The following is a 16,729-nucleotide window of genomic DNA, read 5'->3' on the forward strand; positions in this document are numbered from 1 at the left end:
TCTGACCGCATTAAACGCCGGGCCTAAACGTGCCATACTCGGCGCGTGACGCCGTCGTATTCCTTCAAAGCCGAACTCTGGCTGTATCCGGGCGAGGCCGGTTGGCATTTCCTGACCCTTCCTGCAGAGGTGGCGGACGACGTCCGCGTTCTAATGGCAGGGGCCAGCAAGGCGTTCGGCTCCATCAAAGTCACCGCCGAGATCGGCGGACACTCGTGGCAGACTTCCCTTTTCCGGGACAACAAAAGCAGCTCCTACCTGCTGCCCGTCAAAAAGGACATCAGGAACAAAGCCAAGATCGGCGAAGGCGACGAGGTTGCCGTCAACCTTTCTGTAGGGAACTTCTGAAGCCCCTACGCGGCGCAGATTCCCGGCATGGGCGGTTCAACGCAATCCAGCGAGGGGCCCGGAGCGGTGTCCGGACGCGGTGCCCCGTCCCAGTGCCGGAGCGGAGCGCCATCAGCGCTAGATCTGCTTGAGTGCCTGTTCCAAATCACCGATGAGATCGTCCACGTCCTCGAGCCCCACGGAGAGCCGCACAACTCCGTCGCTGAGCCCGATGGCAGCGCGGCCCTCCGGCCCCATGGCGCGGTGCGTGGTGGTGGCCGGATGCGTAATGAGGGACTTGGAATCGCCCAGGTTGTTGGAGATGTCAATGATCCGCAAGGCGTCCAGCAGTGCAAAGGCGGCTTCCTTGCCGGAGCGTCCGCCGGAGGGTGCAAGTTCCAAGGTGAGCACGGTTCCGCCGGCCTTCATCTGCTTGGCGGCGAGTTCGTACTGCGGGTGAGACTTCAGGAGCGGGTACTTCACCCAGCTCACGGCAGGCTGCTGCTCCAGCCACTCGGCGATCCGGAGAGCGGAAGCGGAGGAGTGGTTCACGCGCAGGGCCATGGTCTCGAGGCCTTTGGTGAGGACCCAGGCGTTGAAGGCGGACAGCGACGGGCCGGTATGGCGCATGAGCTGCTTGACCGGACCTTCGATGAATTCCTTGGTGCCCAGGATCGCGCCGCCCAGCACCCGGCCCTGGCCGTCGATGTGCTTGGTACCTGAGTAGACAATGACGTCGGCGCCCAACTGGCCGCAGCGCTGCAGCAGGGGAGTGGCAAAAACGTTGTCGACCACCACGGTGGCGCCCGCCGCATGTGCGAGTTCGCTGACCGTGGCGATGTCCACGATCTCCTGCATGGGGTTGGACGGGGACTCGAAAAACACTGCGGTGGTGGGCTGGGACAGGGCTTCGCGCCACTGGTCGAGATCCGGGCCGTCCACAAAGACAGTCTCCACGCCCCACCGGGGCAGGATCTCGTTGAGGATCACAAAGCAGGAGCCAAAGAGCGAGCGGGCGGCAACCACGCGGTCGCCGGCAGCCAGCAGGGCACCCAAGGCGGTGAAAACGGCGGACATGCCGGACGCCGTCGCAAAGCACGCCTCGGTTCCTTCGAGCAGGCGGAGCCGCTCCTGGAACGTGGCCACGGAGGGGTTGCCGTAGCGGGAGTAGACAAAGCGCTCGTCCTCGCCCGTGAAGGCCCGCTCGGCAGCGGCGGCGGATTCGTAGACGAAGCCGGAGTTCAGGAACACCGCCTCGCTGGTTTCCTGGAAGTTGGTGCGGTCCAGTCCGCCGCGGACGGCCTGGGTGTCAGGGCTCCAGCCGGCGGCGTCTTCGTTGAAGGTCACTTAGTTCTTTCCCAGGTTTGTTGGCAAGCCGCGGTTTTTCCAGCCGTTAACGGTGCGTTCGCCGTAGCGGTCCGGCTCACCTTCGAAGCCCTCCAGGACGTTGTAGGAGGTGAAGCCGGCCTGTGTGGCGGCGATGGCGGCAGCGATGGACCGCTGGCCGGAGCGGCACAGGAACAGCAGCTCGGTGGAAGCATCCTCGGGGGCCTGCAGGCTCAGGTCCTTCAGGAAATCGGGGTTGGGGATGCCGCCCGGGAAGGTCCACTGGATGAACAGCGGATCGTTGTCCGTGGCTTTGGTGTCCGGGATGCCGATGTGGGCCCACTCACCCTCGGTGCGGACGTCCACCAGGATGGCACCCTGCTGCAGTTTGTCCCAGGCTTCCTGGGGGGTGAGGTCCCCTGCGTAGCTCATGCGTGGCCCTCGCCTGCGAACTCGAGGTCTTCGCCGGACAGTTCAAGCTCGTCCACGGCAGTGGCCACCGCGGCATCAGCGGAAGCAATCGCTGCCGGCAGGACGACGGCCTGCGCCACGATGGCGGTGCTGCCGTTGAACGTGACGGCGGGGCTTCCGTGCAGCACATAGCCCTCGGCCAGGGCGGCGGAAATCCGCTCACAGAAGGATCTGTCATCAGGCCCCGTGATAAGGCGGTAGGCCAGTTTTTCTTCGTTGGCAGGTGCGTCTGACATGACGGATCTCCTTCTCTCACGCTTGCAGCTCGAATCGGTCGATATGCCGAGTATTCACCTGAGGCACCCCGCCGCGGAAGGAGGGTTGCCGACCGGCCAGTCAGGGCTTGGCGCCGGTACTCATTACTCCCCAAAAACGTAACACTTGGCACGTGGCCCCGCACCGCCGTCGTCGTCATGTTCCGTAACCGAAGCGCTGCTGGAGCAAGTTGGGTGCGCACTGGCGGGCGGTTCCCGGAACGTACGACGGCGGGAGTCGCCACGGGCGGCTCCGGGCACCTGGCGCCCGTGGCTGCTTTCCAGGCAGATAGGGTTCTTGTGGGGCGCCGCCCCGGCAGTCGGAGCAAAGTTCCTGGGGGTCCTCATCAGCACGCCAACAGCCGCCGCACTGCAACACCTTTTAGGACACGGCCGTCTGCCACATCGTCGCCGGCAACTCACCCGACATTCCCTTCTCCGCGCCGTAACTGCCCTTCTTGCCGCGATGCTGATTGCCGTCCTGGCAGTGATACTGCCCGCAGGGTCCGCCCGTGCTGCAGACACCGTCCCGGACGAGGGTAAGCCGCTTCTGGGCGCGGTCCTCGAATGGGGCGAGGACACGGCGGCGGGCTTTACGGACAGGCTGGGTGCATCCCCGGCGCTTTTCGGGCACGACATCGCCCTGCCCTTCCGCGCATCGGAAGGAGAAAACATCAGGGGCTTCCTGGAGCAATCGGGGATGCAGGGCGCCCACGCCATGCTTACGGTGAAGCCCAGCATTGCCCTGGAGCGGGTCAATGCTGAGGCCGCCGCATCGTTTGCTGCTGAGGTACGGAAGCTGACTGCGAACTTCAAAGGCCAGGTGATGATCCGCTTTGCCCCCGATATGAATGCCAGCTGGGTGGAGTGGGGCCAGCAGCCTGCCGCATACCGGTCCGCCTTCCGGGCCGTCGCGGAGGCCTTCGAGGATCCTGGCGGTACGTCGATGGTGTGGGAGCCGTACCTGGGCAAGGACTACCCCTATGACCGGAACCGGAACGCCCCTGCGCCGGGCAGCGAGGGTTTCGCCCTCCTCGATACCAACCGCGACGGTGTGTGGAACGGTTCGGATGCGGCGTATGCCCCTTATTACCCCGGGGACGATGCCGTGGACTGGGTGGGCCTGACCGCGTTCCACGATGACACTGCCGGCGGGGCGTCCGTCAACACGGTGCCGCAGCCGAACGAACTCCAGGGAATGCTGACAACCTCCGGCGGGGAAAACTTCTACGGCACATATGCGGCAGGAAAGGACAAGCCGTTCGTCCTGCAGACCGCTGCGTTTTACAGCCCGGCCTCCGGCGGCGCCTCGGATGTGGACATCAAAGTGGCCTGGTGGGACCAGGTCCTGGGTGCGGCCACCTCCACGGACTTCGCCAAAACGGCGGCCGTGGTCTGGGACGAGCGGACAAGCACCAGGGACACCGGTGTGGCAAGCATTGACTGGCTGCTCACCGGAAACCCCGCCGTTGCGGCCGCCGCCCGGGACCGGCTCGAGGCTTCCCCCATGGTTACCGGCCCCGTCACCCAGGTCGCCGCCGGCAGCGGATACGTCCGCGCCAACACCCTCACGGGCGCCGGCGCCTGGACTGTGGCTGCGGCACTGATCATCCTCCTGGTGGCGTTGTGGCAGGTCCCCCGCAGGGTGAACACGGCGACTGCCTGGAGATACTCGGATCCTTCAAAACGGGATTCCCGGGTGGACCTGCTGCGCGGCATGGCCATTGTGTTTGTGGTGGTGAACCACCTGGGCATGACGTCGCTGTTCCAGCTGTTGACGCAGGAAACGGTGGGCTTCGTTTCCGGAGCCGAGCTTTTTGTCCTCTTCTCCGGCCTCGTGGTGGGCATGGTCTCCGGACCCAGGGTGAACGCGGACTTCGGCACCGTGGTGGACCTCACGTCACGCCGGGCAGGCAAGCTCTATGTGACCGCGCTCGCCGTGCTGATCGCCGTCTTCCTGATCTCGCTGCTGCCAATATTCCAGACGGATACACTCACCACCTTCGTTGACCAGGGAACCGGTGGCGCGGGCCACAACGGTACCGGCCGCACCTATGATCTGTATTCCGGAATGGAATCGCTGTTTCAGTTCCCCGTGCCCCCGCAGGTCCTGCCCGCCATCCTGCTGCTGCAATTCGGCCCCTGGCAGTTCAACGTCATGGGCCTCTACGTGGTGCTGCTGCTCGTTAGTCCGCTGATCCTTGCCGCCCTCAACCGGGGCAAAGCCGTGTGGGTGCTGGCGGGCACTCTGGCCCTGTACGGGGTGGGGGCTGTCACCAGGTTCCGGATCCTGCCCTCGCAGTTTGAGGACTCATTCCCGTTGCTGGTCTGGCAGGTCCTGTTTGTGGTCGGCCTGGTGGCCGGGTTCCACCGGCACCGCATCGTCTCATGGCTCACTGACCACACTTGGGTTGTGGCGGCCTGCACGGCTGCCGCCTTCGCCTTCGCGTTTCTGTCCTGGGGCAACCCGTATTTGGCCAACGGCTTGGACGTACGGCTGGCCATCATTCCGGACACGGTGTACCGGAGCATGTACGAGCTCTTCTTCGGCCGCACCTATCTGGCTCCGGGCCGGCTCCTGAACGTCCTGGTGCTGGTGGTAGGCGCTTATGCATTCCTGACGGCCTACTGGAAGCCGGTGGCACGCGCCCTGGGCTGGTTCCTGATTCCGCTGGGCCGGGCAACCCTGTACGTTTTCATCATCCATGTGGTCCTGATCGCGGTGATCGCCAATATCCCGGCACTTCGCCAGGACGACATTTGGATCAACACGGCAGCGTACGCACTGGTCCTCGGGCTCCTGTGGGTGATGGTCCGGACCCGGTTCCTCTTCCGCATCATCCCCACCTGAGGGGTTCGCCAGGGGCCGCCCGGGCTGCACCCAAGGACTTTAATCGCGAAAGGCGTGAACACTTGTCCCGCCGGGGACAGCTGTTCACGCCTTTTTGGCGCATGTCAGGGCTCTTAGACGAGCCCTGGGTAGCTTGTCAGGATGTAATCGGCGGCTGCGGGGCCCTTCATGCGCAGGCCGCTGTGGCCTGCGGGCATGCGGTGTTTCATGGCCGCCCAGAAAACAGACTCGTTGCCGGGCTTCTGCTGGTTGATAAAGCACCAACTCGTATACAGGCCGTAAAGCCGGTCATCGTCGAGGCTGTGGTCGTACGCCTTATCCAGGTGGGTGGCTTCTTGGAGGAAAGTGTCGAATTGCGAATGTGCCATGACGGCGTCCCTTCGCTACGTGCGTGGTGCCGCCGTTCGGCTACAGCAGCGGGAACCTCAAAGCCGTGCACAAGGCAATGGAGTATTTATCGAGTCTTCTGGAATCGATAGGTTTCTAGCGGCGCCAACACCGCATCTACGCTGTAGACTTTACCCGTAGACTACAGATACGGCAAGCGTCTGGAATTACTTCAAGTACGTACTTGCTTCCCGCCCCAGATTGGAAAACTATGTCAGCCGCGAAGGCCTCAGCCACACAAGGCCATGTCCGGAAGGAGCGGCTGAGCAGGGAAGCCGTGCTCACCAAAGCCCTGGAAGTTGTGGACGCGGAGGGCTTGGAAGCTCTTACCATGCGACGCCTGGGGCAAGAGCTGGGCCGCGATCCCATGAGCCTTTACCGCTATGCCGAAAACAGGGCCGCGCTGCTGGATGGCGTCTCGGAGTTGGTGCTCAATGACTTGCCCATCCATGCGGAGGACCCCGACTGGAAAGCCCAACTCCGCAGAATCGCACATGACCTGCGGCGGCTCGCGCTCAAGCACCCGAACGTGGTCCCGCTGCTGGTCACGAGGCCGCTCTCCACGCCACTTGGGCTGAGACCGCTGGGCACCTTGCGTCCGCTGGAGCAGATCCTCTCCCTGCTGATTGGCGCAGGCTTCAACCCCGCTGATGCACTGCACGTTTACCGCGCTTACTACGGCTTCCTCTACGGCCACATCCTGAACGAATTGCAGGAATATGTGGTGGATCCGGAAGAAAACGAAGCACTGTTGCGGCTGGGGCTGCACCGGCTCCCGGCCAAGGAATTTCCCCGACTCAGGGCGCTGGCGCCGAATCTTTCCGAATACGACGGGGAAACAGAGCTGGACCAGGGACTGACCATCCTGCTGTCAGGGCTTGAAGCGCAGCTCTCCAAGAAGCCTGCCCGCGCGTCCGCCTAAAGGAACGCGCGCTGGACGAGGGGCTGCTGACCCGACGCGTTACTCGAAGGACGCGCGCCGCCGGTCAATACTGCGGGTGTTCCAGACGTCCGGTGTGTTCACCTTGAAGCGGCGGCCCGTCAGCGCCCGCGCCGACAATCTGATGTAGTGGGCTTTCTCGCCCGGCTGCCACGGCTCCAGCCCCAGGCTGTCCACGGCGTCCTTGTCAGCCTGGTCCTCGACGATGTTCGTATCCCCGCGGACCACCACGCTCCATGCCTCTTCTGTGTGGGGGTCGTAGCCGTCGATCTCAAGGGCAGCCGGCCGTTCCTCCTTGGCGTTCCACAGCTTGGTCACGCCGGAGGTCCGGAAGACAATGCTCCGGCGGTGCACCACGTAATTGACCGGGAAAATCTCGGGGTGTCCGTCCACAACCAGGCCGAGCCGGCCCAGGGTGTCACCTTCAAGCAGTTCCCAGCAGTGGTCAAAGGTCAGTTTCCCGGTTTGCTCTGCGTCAGAGTTCATGAACCATACCCTAAGGCCAGGCTTCGTCCCCAGGGAAGGTTACTGAATGCCGGTGAAAAGCTCGTTCAGCTCGGCAGTCAGCTCCTTCTGCACCGACGGCGTGCCGATTTCCTTGCCATCGATCCGGTTTACCGGCGCCAGCATCCGCACGCTGGAGATCAGCCAGACGGCGTCGGCGTCCAGCAGGTCCTGCGGCTCCAGCGGCCCGTAGCCCAACTCCCAGCCGGCGGCCTTGGCAGCGGCGAACAGCGCGCCCTGAGAGGTGCCGGGGAGGATGCCGCTGTCCAGCAGGGGTGTGATGAGGCGCTTAACGGAGCTGCCGTCGTCGGGCGTTTCCACGTGTGCCATCAGCACGGTCGACGTGGGGCCCTCCAGGACGCGGCCGTCTGAGGAAGTAAAGATGACGTCGTCGGCGCCCTGCTTGCGGGCGTAACGGAGGGCGGCCATGTTGACGGCGTAGGAGAGGGTCTTGGCACCCAGCAGCAGCCAGGGGGCGCGCTCGGCAACATCGCTGTCGTAGCCGCGGTCCAGCAGAATGACGTCGATGCCGGTCTCGCGCTGGCGGCGGCCGGCAGCACCGGCAGGGGACACCTGGACCCAGGCGGTAGGAGTGGACGCGCCCTCCACACCGCGGGTCGCCACGAGCTTCACCACCAGTTCGTCGTCGGTGGCGGAGGCGGGCGGGTGTTGGGCCCGGTGTTCGGACACGGCTGCGGTGATGGCGCGGCGCCACTCGTCCTCGCCGGGAATGGCCAGATCCAGCGCCTCAGCGGAACCGGCAAGGCGGTTCAGGTGCGCCTGGATCTTCCGGACGGTACCCCCCACGGCGAGCATGGTCTCAAAGATTCCGTCGCCCCGGGTGGCGCCCTGGTCCGTCACCAGCAGCTGGGGCCTGGACGCATCGGCAAACCGGCCGTCGGGGAAGGCGGGATCGAGGAAGGCGAGAACCACGGCGGCTGGAGAGGTCATGGGTCCAGCTTAGTGCGGCGCTCACGGATAAGCTGGGCGGAGTGCCCTGGCCGGAACCCGTCCGCCGGGAGCCGTCTTCCGGGGGTTATTCACGTGTTGTGGCCATTTTCGCTTGCCGGCACCGCGCCGACGTGGGTGGTGGTGCTGCTGGCCGTCGCCGACCTGGTGATCAGGGTGCTCGCGGTGGGCATCATCCCGGGCAACCGCCGGCCCACTACCGCAATGGCATGGCTGCTGGGCATCTTCTTTGTCCCGTTCGTGGGCATCATCCTGTTCCTGCTGTTCGGCAACTTTAAGCTGTCCAGCCGCCGCCGGCAGCAGCAGCAACAGGTCAACGAAAGGGTGCGGGCCGGTATTTCCTCGCTGGCCGACGTCGAAAGCGACTATCCCGGACCGGAATGGGTGCGCTCCGCTGCGGAGTTGAACCGGCGGCTGGGTTCCCTGCCGATGGTGGACGGCAACTCCGTGGACCTGATCCCGGGCTACCCGGACTCTATCCTTGAGATGACCAAGGCGGTGCGGAACGCGAAGAAGTTCGTTAACGCCGAGTTCTACATCATGAGCACGGACCACATCACTGACGACCTGATGACCGCCCTGGAGGAAGCCGCCGAACGCGGCGTGGAAGTCCGGGTGCTGTTCGACCACATCGGCACCCTTCGCGTGAAGGGCTACCGGAACCTGCTCAAGCGGCTTCGGGCCGGCAAAATCCAGTGGAAGCGGATGCTTCCGCTGCTCCCCATCCATGGCCAGTGGCGCCGGCCGGACCTGCGCAACCACCGCAAGATCATGGTGATCGACGGCGAAATCGCCTTCACCGGCTCACAGAACCTGATCGAGCCCTCCTACAACAACCCCCGCCACCGGAAGGCCGGCCGTGAATGGGTGGAGCTGATGGCCTGCCTGCGCGGACCCATCGTCACCACCCTGAACGTGGTTTTTGCCACGGACTGGCTGAGCGAAACCGACGAGTCCCTGGAGCACCAGCTGCAGCTCCCGGCCAACCCGCATCCGGGCAACGTCACGGCCCAGGTAGTGCCCAGCGGCCCGGGCTTCATCACTGAGAACAATCTGCGGCTGTTCAACACGCTCATCTATTCGGCCCAGCACAAGATTTCTATCTGCAGCCCGTACTTCGTCCCGGACGATTCCCTTCTCTACGCCATCACCACTGCCGCCCAGCGGGGCGTGGATGTGGAGCTGTTCGTCTCGGAGAAGGGCGATCAGTTCCTGGTCCATCACGCCCAGAGCTCATACTATGAGGCCCTGCTGGAGGCCGGCGTCCGGATCTACCTGTACAAGGCTCCGTTTGTGCTCCACGCCAAGCACTTCACCATTGACGACGAGATTGCGGTGCTGGGTTCGAGCAACATGGACATGCGCTCGTTCTCGCTCAACCTTGAGGTGTCGGTGATGCTGCTGGGGGAGGACATCGTCACCAAGATGCGCGCCATCGAGGACACTTACCGGGACATCTCGCATGAGCTCAGGCTGGCCGACTGGATCAAGCGGCCCTTGGCCACGCGGTACGTGGACAACGTGGCGCGGCTGACGGCGACGGTCCAATAAGGAGTTTTTGTCCACGTATGCCGACTTCGGAGGCCTCCACCCCCCTGCATATCTGGACAAAAACTCGGGGGTCAGGCGTCGGGAAACTCTGCGCCCAGCGTGGAGAGGACGCCGAAAGCCTTGGTGCGGATTTCCTCGTATTCCTCGTCCTGGACTGAATCGGCCGTGATGGCGCCGCCGACGCCGAGGGTCAGATCCACGGTCCCGTCACCTCCGCCGTTGATCACCAGGGTGCGGATGGCGACGGCGAGGTCCGTGGCGCCATTCAGTGAGAAGTAGCCAATGGCCCCGGAATAAAGCCCGCGTGAGCCGCCTTCCAGCCGGTCCAGGATGGCCATGGTGCTGATTTTCGGCGCGCCGGTCATGGAGCCTGCCGGGAAGCAGGCTGCCACGGCCTCGGCCCGGGACGATCCGCGCTGCAGTTGGGCGTCGATGGTGCTCACCATCTGGTGGACGGTGGCATAGCTTTCGATCGCGCAGAGCCTGCTGACAGTCACGGAGCCGGGGACGGCGAAGTGGCTGAGGTCGTTCCGCAGCAGGTCCACGATCATGATGTTCTCGGCCCGGTCCTTCAGGGACGTGGCAAGGTCGGTGCGCAGCGCTGTGTCTTCAGCCGGGCTCGAGGAACGGCCGCGGGTTCCCTTGATGGGTTCGGCGCGCATGCCGCCGTCGGACGCAATCTTCAGGAAGCGCTCGGGGGAGGTGCTGGCTACCGCCAGGCTGCCGAACCGGAGGTAGCTGGCAAACGGTGCCGGGTTCTTGCGGCGCAGGGCCAGGTACGTTTGCCAGGGGTCCAGCGCGGCTGCGGGAATCCGGGCTGACAACGTGGTGGTCAGGCAGACCTCGTAGGTATTCCCCCCGGCAATTTCGTACTGGGCGGCCGCGATCTTCTCCCGGTATGCTGCGCCGGTATCGCGGCTTACGAACCTGGCCGCTTGGGAAAGGACGACGCCGGTGCTGCCGCCGGCCTGGGTGGCATGACCCACCCGGGCTTCGTGGCCGGCAGCCTCTTCGACGGCCGTGCGGGCCTTATCGAGCCAATCCTGGCCATCCGGTGCGTCCAGGGCCAGCAACCACGCGGTGCCTTCGGCATGGTCCAGGACCACGGCCCTGCTTGCGAAGATCAGGGCAGCATCGGGGGTGGGGGCGGAATAATCAGTTCCGCCGGTTTCCCGTTTGAGTTCGTAGCCCAGGCATCCGAGCCAGCCCAGCGTGAATTCGCCGGGGTAGCCATTGGGGGTGCTGACCGACGCGTCGCCCCACACGGTGTCCAGCCAGCGGAAGAACGGGCCTTCCATGGTGGCCGACGCGCAGCCGGCCTGGATACTGTTGACGCCTGAACGGTGCGACAGCTTCTGGCCCAACAGCCCGCCGTCGTCCGCCATGATGCTGAAGCGGCTGCGTTCAGCGGCGGCCGATTCGGCCTGGTCCTCCCTGGCGGGGGCAGCATGGCGAGCCTTGGGAAAGCTCACGGCCGGAGCGCCGGCGTTGGACGAGTCCAGCCAGGCGGCGTTGGCGGAAGTGCCATAGAGGGCGTTGAACAGGGTGGCGGCATCCGGGCGCGCGTCCAGACGTTCGGCATGCATACCCAGGCCGCGCCGGGCCGAGAGTTCAGGGGACAGCACGGGGGCCAGGGCGGGAACGTATGGAAGGAGCTGCAGCACGTCCGTTGGGGCGGACCCGTCGGCGCGGTTGAGCACCCGTACGTCTGCGTGCTGCGGGACGTCGTCGCCGCCCAGCCACTCCTCTTCCTGTGCCGCCCACTGGTCCCAGTAGGGTTCGTAGGTTCCGCCGTCGCGCTCCAGGGCGCGGCTCCGTCGGATGTCATCCGGGGAGTCCGCCCAGACAACGGCGCTGAGCAGGGGCCGTGCCGCGGCGGCGGCCGCGCCCACTCCCTCAACGATCACAATCTCGGCGGGCAGCGTGACGCGGGAGTCGCCGTCGTAATGCCTTTCCCAGTCCCAGCTGGTCCAGGTGGCAGCGTCACCACGGCTCAGGGGTTCCAGGACCGTGGTGACGTAGCGGTCGATGCCCGCCAACAGCCCGTTCCAGCCCGGGTAGATGTCCTCGAGGTGGAACAGAGAAACCTTGTGGTGGGCGCGCAGCCGTGCCGCCAGTTCGACGGCGAGAGTGGTCTTCCCCGCGCCCGAGCGCCCGTCGATGGCAATGATGACGGGGGCTGGGCTCATGGATTAGAGCGTACCGTTATCCCTGCCGGGCTTTCATCCGCGGGTTCTTCTTGTTGATGACGAACGTCTTTCCGCGCCGCCGGACAATCTGGGCGCCCGGGATTTTCTTCAGTGCGCGGAGTGAATTCCTGACCTTCACGATGTGCTCCTTTTTTTGAATGTTGGTGGTTTGGTTGCTCGTACAGGCGCCGGGCTAGCTGGCAGTTCCCTTTGGGGGCGTGCTTTCCTCGAGTGGGAACAGTCCAAAGGGATCGTGCATTCCATTGCCGCCAGCGGCGAGTTCCTCGTCCGTGAGCTGGCAGGAGACAAGTAACTGCTCGAACTCGTCCGCGTCCAGGCCCTCACCCGTAGCGGCGATGACGGTCGCGGCCGGCTCCTGGGCCGTCCGCTTCACCCCGCCGGCTGGAGCGCCTTCCGGCCATGGCCCCAGGTTTTCCAGCCACACGCGGGGGCCGATGCCCTGGATTGCTATCCGGCATGCGGGTGCGGAGGCCATCCACAGCTGGCCGCGCAGGACGCAGCACCCTTCCGCGAGTGTTGCCAGCACCTGCCGGAACCTCCCGGGGTGCAGGGGGCGCTCCACCCTCTGGAACATGGTGGCGAACGGCGAGCCGGGTGTGCCGGAGGACCGGGTGGGCATAAAAGCGTTCCCGGGTGCCGTCCTGGCCACCGCATCTCTGTAGCGGTGCAGTCCCGCACGGACAGCCGCCGCGTCATGCGCCACCTCAATATGCGGAGCTAGTTCAGGGATCAGGTGCAGGCCGCGCTCCCGGCCCAGGGGATCCGGCGGAACAATGTCCGGCTCGGTGAGGAGCACGGTATCTGCGAAGGCGAGTTCACCCAGCAGGAATTCACCCGGTGTCCGTTCCTCTTCCGGCAGCGGGGTGAACCCTGATTCAAAGAGGGTGTGGGCTTCCCAGATGTTGTCCTCCAGGGCGTCGGGAGAGCAGGCGAGGACCACCGAACCTACGGATGCCGGCCGGGATAGGGTGCGCCGTAATGCGGACACCGCCGCTGAGGAGGGTACGCCAGGGGGAAGGCCGATGATGATCGGGCCTGCGGCTTTTTTGAGCAGCCTCTCGATGCTGGGCACCAGGTCCAGCCGTACTGCGCAGCTGAGGCATCCGTGCTCCAGCGTGGTCTCCTCGCGTTCAAGGAGGATGCGGCCGCTGAAGACCCGGCGGATCACGAGTCCGCTCTCCAGGAGGTCGTGAAGGACCACCAGGCTGCCGGGACGGGCTGCCGCGAGGTCTTCGCACGCCTGCTGCCGGCAGAGTGCATCGAGGGAACTGACGACAAGGAGGGTCATGCCAACCAGACTAATTGAGAACCATTCTCAATACAAGCCAAGCCTGGCTGGCTCCGATTGGCGGGCGGCGCTGGTTGTCCACCCGCCTGTAGCGCTGTGGTCGGGGCTGCTTTCCCGTCAGCCCTGCCGCTGGAGCTGCGTGTTTTCCAGGACGGCCCCTTTGATGTATTCCACCAGACCGGGCAGGGCGTTATGGACCTGGTGCCATACGACGTCGAAGTCGGCCTGCCCGCCGTACCAGGGGTCCTCAATGCCCTGGTCCAGCAGGTCTTTGTCCGCCAGGCGCGGATCAAAGCTGCGCAGCATGCGGATTTTGTTCCTGGATTCCTGGTCCGGGGCGGACTCGCTGAGCCAGGCGTGGTGGTCAATGTCCAGGGCGAGGATCAGGTCCCGTTCACGGAACCACGAGTGCTGCCACTGGCGGGCGATGTGTTTGTCCCAGTTGAGCTGCGTCGCGCCGAGGCGCCGGGCTGCGCGCGGGTCTATCGGCCGCCCTGCCTCATAGCCGGTAGTGCCCGCAGAATCAACGGCCACCAGGCCCTCAAGCCCTTCGCGTTCCAGGGCCGCGGCGAGCATCAGCTCAGCCATGGGGGACCGGCAGATGTTTCCGGTGCAGACGGCGATAACACGGTATGGGCTCGACGCTGAGTTCATAAACTAAGCATGAGCGCTAACAGGCCCGTTGGCTAGCCACCGGTTCACAAAGGTTGACTGTTTTGTAAAGAAGCTGTGCTTATCCGTCATTCCCCTGCTGCGTGCAGGGGGCAGGGCGCTCAGTGGAAGCTCAGTGGAGGAAGGCCAACAGGATTCCCACTGCCACAAACAGCGCGCCGAAGGACCGGTTGAGGACCAGCTGCCCGCGCGCGCTGTGGGTGAACCGCTCAAAGGATCTGGCGGCCGCCGCGAAGAAGAACCACATCACAAGGACATCGATGACGACGATCGTTGCCGTCAGCACCGCGTACTGGGCCAGGAGGGGTTGTTCGGGCCGGATGAACTGGGGCATAAAGGCCAGGAAGAAGATGATGGCCTTTGGATTCAGCAGGTTTACCCAGAATCCGCGCCGGAAGATGGACCAGGCGGGCTCGTTCTGAAGGCCGGCAATTTTCTCCTGCTCGAGGTCGGGCTTGGCGAGGAACTGCCTGATGCCCAGATACACCAGATAGGCGGCGCCTGAGTACCGGATGACGTTGAAGGCGATGGGCGAGCTGGCCACCAGGACGCCCACGCCTAGGGCCACGATCACTACGTGGATCACCAGTGCTGCCTGCTGGCCGAGGATTCCCCACATGGAGCGCCGGAACCCGGCGCTCAGGGAATTGCTCATGGTGTTGATGGCTCCTGCGCCGGGTGTGAAACTGATCAGGACGCCGGCGCCGGCCAGGGTGAGCCACAGGGAAAATTGCACCAGCCAAGTTTAGTGCGGCAATCACCAGAGGGTTGCCACGGGTCCGAACGCCTGCAGGTCTTCATCTGCGGTAACGAGGGTAAGCCCCTCCACCATCGCCTGGGCAGCGAGCATTCGGTCAAAGGGATCCTTGTGGTCCCAGTCCAGTTGTCCCGCGGCGAGGGTGTGGGGAGACGAGACGGCGAGCTCAGAGGCGTAGAGGTGGGCAACCTGCCGGCCAAAGCTCGTGACAATTGCCGCTCCAAAGGGCAATTTTCCTTGCCGGTGCTTATGGGACAGCTCGTAAGCGGTGACCGGTGAGACGAAGATTTGGTTTTCCAGTTTGGTAATGGAACTCCTGGCTTTGCTGGACAGCAGCTTGGGTTCCGCGACCGCCCACAGGAAAACGTGGGTATCCAGGAGGAGCCGCATCATTCCGCAGCCCCCATCTCCGCTTCGCTCCAAGGCTCGTAGAACTCGTCAGGAATGTGAAGGGGGCCCAGGAACCCCAGTTCCCGCTTATGCGGGCGTTCGATCTTTACCAGCCGGGCAACAGGCCTTCCTGCTTTGGCAATGACCACGTCCTCGCCGTTTTCCACCTGGTTCAACAGCTCGGACAAACGCGTTTTTGCTTCCTGGACGTTGTACTGTCCCATGTTGACCAAGTCTAGTTGGTCAACCTCCGCGATGTAAGGTTCTGCCCAGTATTCGTTGTCGCCGTAGTAGCTCATGGGCCGACGATATTCCCAAGCAGCAACCAGCGGCAGCCCGCAAAGTGGCTATGTGGATATCGGCACTTCCGCTTGCAGTTGACTAGGCCCGCGCGATGACCTCGCCATTGGGAATCAGGAACCAGCCGTCGTCCGTGGAGCCCCAGCGGTGCCATCCGGCAGAGATCCTGGCCAGGTCCGCAGGATTGGCGAAGCCGTATTCGAGCGCCTGCTCTGCGAAGGCGGAATGGAGCACTCGCTCGCCCCAGACGCGCGCCTGCCACCGCCGCTGCTGCCCCGTGGCGTAAAGCCAGTTGCTGCTGGTGGGCGCGACGTCGGTGAAGCCCGCTGACTGGGCCCAGCTCACCAACCGCCGCCCGGCGTCGGGCTCTGCTCCGTTCCTGCGCGCGATGCGCTGGTAAAGCTCCATCCACTCATCCAACTCAGGGATGGCGGGGTACCAGCTCATGCCGTGGAAGTCGGCGTCGCGCACCGCCACAATTCCCCCGGGTTTTGCCACCCTGCGCATCTCCCGCAGCGCCTCCACGGGATCAGTCAGGTGCTGGAGCACCTGGTGGGCGTGGACGACGTCGAACGTCTCGTCCTCGAAGGGGAGGTCATAGATGTTGCCGGCGACGAATTCGACGTTCGCTACTTCACGCTCGACGGCGAGGGCCTTGGCCTGGGCGATGATGTCCGGCGAGCGGTCCAGGCCGATGACCCTGCCGGGGCTTACCAGCCCCGCGAAATCGCAGGTGATGCTGCCCGGGCCGCAGCCGACGTCGAGCAGGTCCGTCCCGGGCGTGAGGTGCGGCAGGACAAACGCGGCCGAATTCTCGGCGGTCCTGGCGGCATGGGCGCGGACCACCGACTCGTGGTGGCCGTGCGTGTAAACGTCGTCTTCGGGCTGCTGCGCACTCATAACCAAACGCTACCCCCAACTGGGTTGCATTTAACGTCGCGAAAAGCCTGTTTGGGGACCTTAAGTGCCAGTCAGTTGGGCGCGGCGGGCGGTTCTTCCCGGGCCGCCACCGTGGCTTCCACCATCGCGGTCATAAAGCGGGTGACTGTTTCCAGTTCCTCCGGGGAGAAGTGGGCCATCGCGCTGCCCATGTGGCGTGCGAGCGGAGCGAAGATGGCGCCCCCTTCCTCGAAGGCCTTGGGCGTCATCCGGAGGTGGACCTGCCGGCGGTCGGAGCTGTCCCGTTCCCGCACCACATGTCCCGAGTTGTCCAGCCGGTCAATCAGGGCGGTGGTGGCCGGAGAGCTGAGGTTCAGCTCCTTCCGCAGCAGCCCGGGCGTGACGCTGCCGCCGCTTGCGGTGTGGCGCATGATGACCGCCAGCGCATTCAGGTCCGTCCGGTGCATGTCCTTCCGTCCGCCCGCCGCGTCCACGTAGCGGTTGGCTTCGAGCGTGAACTCCTGAAGGAGCCGGATCAGCGGGTGGGGGCCGGCGCCGCTCCCGCGAGGGCTGCCTTGGGGAGGTCCTCCCTGGGGAGTTTCGGGCGCGGCGGGAGTCCGGTTGCCAGCCACGTCCACCTCCATATTCTGCCG

Annotated in this window: 19 protein-coding genes and 1 riboswitch; of the genes, 4 read left to right on the forward strand and 15 right to left on the reverse strand. The window is 64.7% G+C overall.

The features are described from left to right. Positions 1 to 45: 45 nt before the first annotated feature. The gene (locus QF038_RS00565; protein WP_307607713.1) at positions 46 to 348 is read left to right on the forward strand and encodes a DUF1905 domain-containing protein; all 303 of its coding nucleotides are present in this window, start codon (positions 46 to 48) and stop codon (positions 346 to 348) included. Between the two features lie 117 nt (positions 349 to 465). On the opposite strand, the gene QF038_RS00570 is transcribed toward QF038_RS00565, so the two are convergent. From QF038_RS00570 to QF038_RS00580, 3 genes are read right to left on the reverse strand one after another with little or no spacing between them, the layout of a single operon-like run. Continuing rightward, positions 466 to 1,674 carry an O-succinylhomoserine sulfhydrylase gene (locus tag QF038_RS00570; RefSeq protein WP_307607715.1) on the reverse strand — a complete coding sequence of 403 codons (1,209 nt, stop codon included), beginning with the start codon at positions 1,672 to 1,674 and terminating at the stop codon, positions 466 to 468. Further along, on the reverse strand, positions 1,675 to 2,085 hold the full coding sequence (locus tag QF038_RS00575) for a rhodanese-like domain-containing protein (protein WP_307607717.1): 411 nt from the start codon (positions 2,083 to 2,085) through the stop codon (positions 1,675 to 1,677). Further along, on the reverse strand, positions 2,082 to 2,360 hold the full coding sequence (locus QF038_RS00580) for a DUF1737 domain-containing protein (RefSeq protein ID WP_091423992.1): 279 nt from the start codon (positions 2,358 to 2,360) through the stop codon (positions 2,082 to 2,084). The genes QF038_RS00575 and QF038_RS00580 overlap by 4 nt, the downstream gene beginning before the upstream one ends. 13 nt (positions 2,361 to 2,373) lie before the next feature. After that, a riboswitch (SAM riboswitch) is annotated at positions 2,374 to 2,488 on the reverse strand. Between the two features lie 356 nt (positions 2,489 to 2,844). Here QF038_RS00580 and opgC point away from each other — a divergent pair. After that, the gene (opgC, locus tag QF038_RS00585; protein ID WP_307607719.1) at positions 2,845 to 5,229 is read left to right on the forward strand and encodes an OpgC domain-containing protein; all 2,385 of its coding nucleotides are present in this window, start codon (positions 2,845 to 2,847) and stop codon (positions 5,227 to 5,229) included. 113 nt (positions 5,230 to 5,342) lie between these two features. Here the strand turns inward: opgC and QF038_RS00590 are convergent, their stop codons facing one another. Further along, positions 5,343 to 5,597: a hypothetical protein gene (locus QF038_RS00590; RefSeq protein WP_307607721.1), complete on the reverse strand. Its 255-nt coding sequence runs from the start codon at positions 5,595 to 5,597 to the stop codon at positions 5,343 to 5,345. 230 nt (positions 5,598 to 5,827) lie between these two features. Here QF038_RS00590 and QF038_RS00595 point away from each other — a divergent pair, with 230 nt between their 5' ends. Then, a complete protein-coding gene (locus QF038_RS00595) occupies positions 5,828 to 6,538 on the forward strand; it encodes a TetR/AcrR family transcriptional regulator C-terminal domain-containing protein (RefSeq protein ID WP_307607723.1) in 711 nt (236 codons plus the stop codon). Positions 6,539 to 6,577: 39 nt separating this feature from the next. Here the strand turns inward: QF038_RS00595 and QF038_RS00600 are convergent, their stop codons facing one another. Beyond that, the gene (locus QF038_RS00600) at positions 6,578 to 7,042 is read right to left on the reverse strand and encodes a pyridoxamine 5'-phosphate oxidase family protein (protein WP_307607725.1); all 465 of its coding nucleotides are present in this window, start codon (positions 7,040 to 7,042) and stop codon (positions 6,578 to 6,580) included. 39 nt (positions 7,043 to 7,081) lie between these two features. Then, positions 7,082 to 8,011 (reverse strand): aminodeoxychorismate lyase, encoded by a 930-nt coding sequence (locus QF038_RS00605; RefSeq protein WP_307607727.1) that lies wholly within the window; start codon positions 8,009 to 8,011, stop codon positions 7,082 to 7,084. Between the two features lie 96 nt (positions 8,012 to 8,107). Here QF038_RS00605 and cls point away from each other — a divergent pair, with 96 nt between their 5' ends. Next, positions 8,108 to 9,580 (forward strand): cardiolipin synthase, encoded by a 1,473-nt coding sequence (cls, locus tag QF038_RS00610; RefSeq protein ID WP_373461611.1) that lies wholly within the window; start codon positions 8,108 to 8,110, stop codon positions 9,578 to 9,580. A 71-nt stretch (positions 9,581 to 9,651) separates the two neighbouring features. Here the strand turns inward: cls and pabB are convergent, their stop codons facing one another. From pabB to QF038_RS00655, 9 genes are all read right to left on the reverse strand, one after another. Further along, on the reverse strand, positions 9,652 to 11,769 hold the full coding sequence (pabB, locus tag QF038_RS00615) for an aminodeoxychorismate synthase component I (protein WP_307607731.1): 2,118 nt from the start codon (positions 11,767 to 11,769) through the stop codon (positions 9,652 to 9,654). Positions 11,770 to 11,785: 16 nt separating this feature from the next. Next, positions 11,786 to 11,908: a type B 50S ribosomal protein L36 gene (gene ykgO, locus QF038_RS00620; protein ID WP_050053273.1), complete on the reverse strand. Its 123-nt coding sequence runs from the start codon at positions 11,906 to 11,908 to the stop codon at positions 11,786 to 11,788. Positions 11,909 to 11,962: 54 nt separating this feature from the next. Next, positions 11,963 to 13,078 carry a GTP-binding protein gene (locus QF038_RS00625; protein WP_307607734.1) on the reverse strand — a complete coding sequence of 372 codons (1,116 nt, stop codon included), beginning with the start codon at positions 13,076 to 13,078 and terminating at the stop codon, positions 11,963 to 11,965. 117 nt (positions 13,079 to 13,195) lie between these two features. Next, entirely contained in the window at positions 13,196 to 13,732 is a 537-nt protein-coding gene (locus QF038_RS00630; RefSeq protein WP_307607736.1) for a low molecular weight protein-tyrosine-phosphatase, read from the reverse strand. A 130-nt stretch (positions 13,733 to 13,862) separates the two neighbouring features. Beyond that, entirely contained in the window at positions 13,863 to 14,486 is a 624-nt protein-coding gene (locus tag QF038_RS00635; RefSeq protein WP_307607738.1) for a LysE family transporter, read from the reverse strand. Positions 14,487 to 14,507: 21 nt separating this feature from the next. Then, positions 14,508 to 14,900 carry a type II toxin-antitoxin system VapC family toxin gene (locus QF038_RS00640; RefSeq protein ID WP_307607740.1) on the reverse strand — a complete coding sequence of 131 codons (393 nt, stop codon included), beginning with the start codon at positions 14,898 to 14,900 and terminating at the stop codon, positions 14,508 to 14,510. Next, positions 14,897 to 15,196 carry a type II toxin-antitoxin system Phd/YefM family antitoxin gene (locus QF038_RS00645; RefSeq protein WP_307607742.1) on the reverse strand — a complete coding sequence of 100 codons (300 nt, stop codon included), beginning with the start codon at positions 15,194 to 15,196 and terminating at the stop codon, positions 14,897 to 14,899. Before QF038_RS00645 ends, QF038_RS00640 begins: the two co-directional genes overlap by 4 nt. Before the next feature lie 82 nt (positions 15,197 to 15,278). Next, complete coding sequence (locus QF038_RS00650; protein ID WP_307607744.1) at positions 15,279 to 16,097, reverse strand: methyltransferase domain-containing protein; 819 nt, start codon at positions 16,095 to 16,097, stop codon at positions 15,279 to 15,281. A 71-nt stretch (positions 16,098 to 16,168) separates the two neighbouring features. Then, positions 16,169 to 16,708 carry a MarR family winged helix-turn-helix transcriptional regulator gene (locus tag QF038_RS00655; RefSeq protein ID WP_373461496.1) on the reverse strand — a complete coding sequence of 180 codons (540 nt, stop codon included), beginning with the start codon at positions 16,706 to 16,708 and terminating at the stop codon, positions 16,169 to 16,171. Positions 16,709 to 16,729: the final 21 nt, after the last annotated feature.

The sequence above is a fragment of the Pseudarthrobacter sp. W1I19 genome (assembly GCF_030817835.1).
In the GTDB taxonomy this organism is placed as follows: Bacteria; Actinomycetota; Actinomycetes; order Actinomycetales; family Micrococcaceae; genus Arthrobacter.

Coding starts and splice junctions, on each gene's coding strand:
- opgC (WP_307607719.1), top strand. CDS start 2,845: ATGCTGATTGCCGTCCTGGCAGTGATACTGCCCGCAGGGTCCGCCCGT.
- QF038_RS00605 (WP_307607727.1), bottom strand. CDS start 8,011: ATGACCTCTCCAGCCGCCGTGGTTCTCGCCTTCCTCGATCCCGCCTTC.
- QF038_RS00625 (WP_307607734.1), bottom strand. CDS start 13,078: ATGACCCTCCTTGTCGTCAGTTCCCTCGATGCACTCTGCCGGCAGCAG.
- QF038_RS00645 (WP_307607742.1), bottom strand. CDS start 15,196: ATGAGCTACTACGGCGACAACGAATACTGGGCAGAACCTTACATCGCG.
- QF038_RS00575 (WP_307607717.1), bottom strand. CDS start 2,085: ATGAGCTACGCAGGGGACCTCACCCCCCAGGAAGCCTGGGACAAACTG.
- QF038_RS00580 (WP_091423992.1), bottom strand. CDS start 2,360: ATGTCAGACGCACCTGCCAACGAAGAAAAACTGGCCTACCGCCTTATC.
- pabB (WP_307607731.1), bottom strand. CDS start 11,769: ATGAGCCCAGCCCCCGTCATCATTGCCATCGACGGGCGCTCGGGCGCG.
- QF038_RS00630 (WP_307607736.1), bottom strand. CDS start 13,732: ATGAACTCAGCGTCGAGCCCATACCGTGTTATCGCCGTCTGCACCGGA.
- QF038_RS00600 (WP_307607725.1), bottom strand. CDS start 7,042: ATGAACTCTGACGCAGAGCAAACCGGGAAACTGACCTTTGACCACTGC.
- QF038_RS00640 (WP_307607740.1), bottom strand. CDS start 14,900: ATGATGCGGCTCCTCCTGGATACCCACGTTTTCCTGTGGGCGGTCGCG.
- QF038_RS00595 (WP_307607723.1), top strand. CDS start 5,828: ATGTCAGCCGCGAAGGCCTCAGCCACACAAGGCCATGTCCGGAAGGAG.
- QF038_RS00590 (WP_307607721.1), bottom strand. CDS start 5,597: ATGGCACATTCGCAATTCGACACTTTCCTCCAAGAAGCCACCCACCTG.
- QF038_RS00650 (WP_307607744.1), bottom strand. CDS start 16,097: ATGAGTGCGCAGCAGCCCGAAGACGACGTTTACACGCACGGCCACCAC.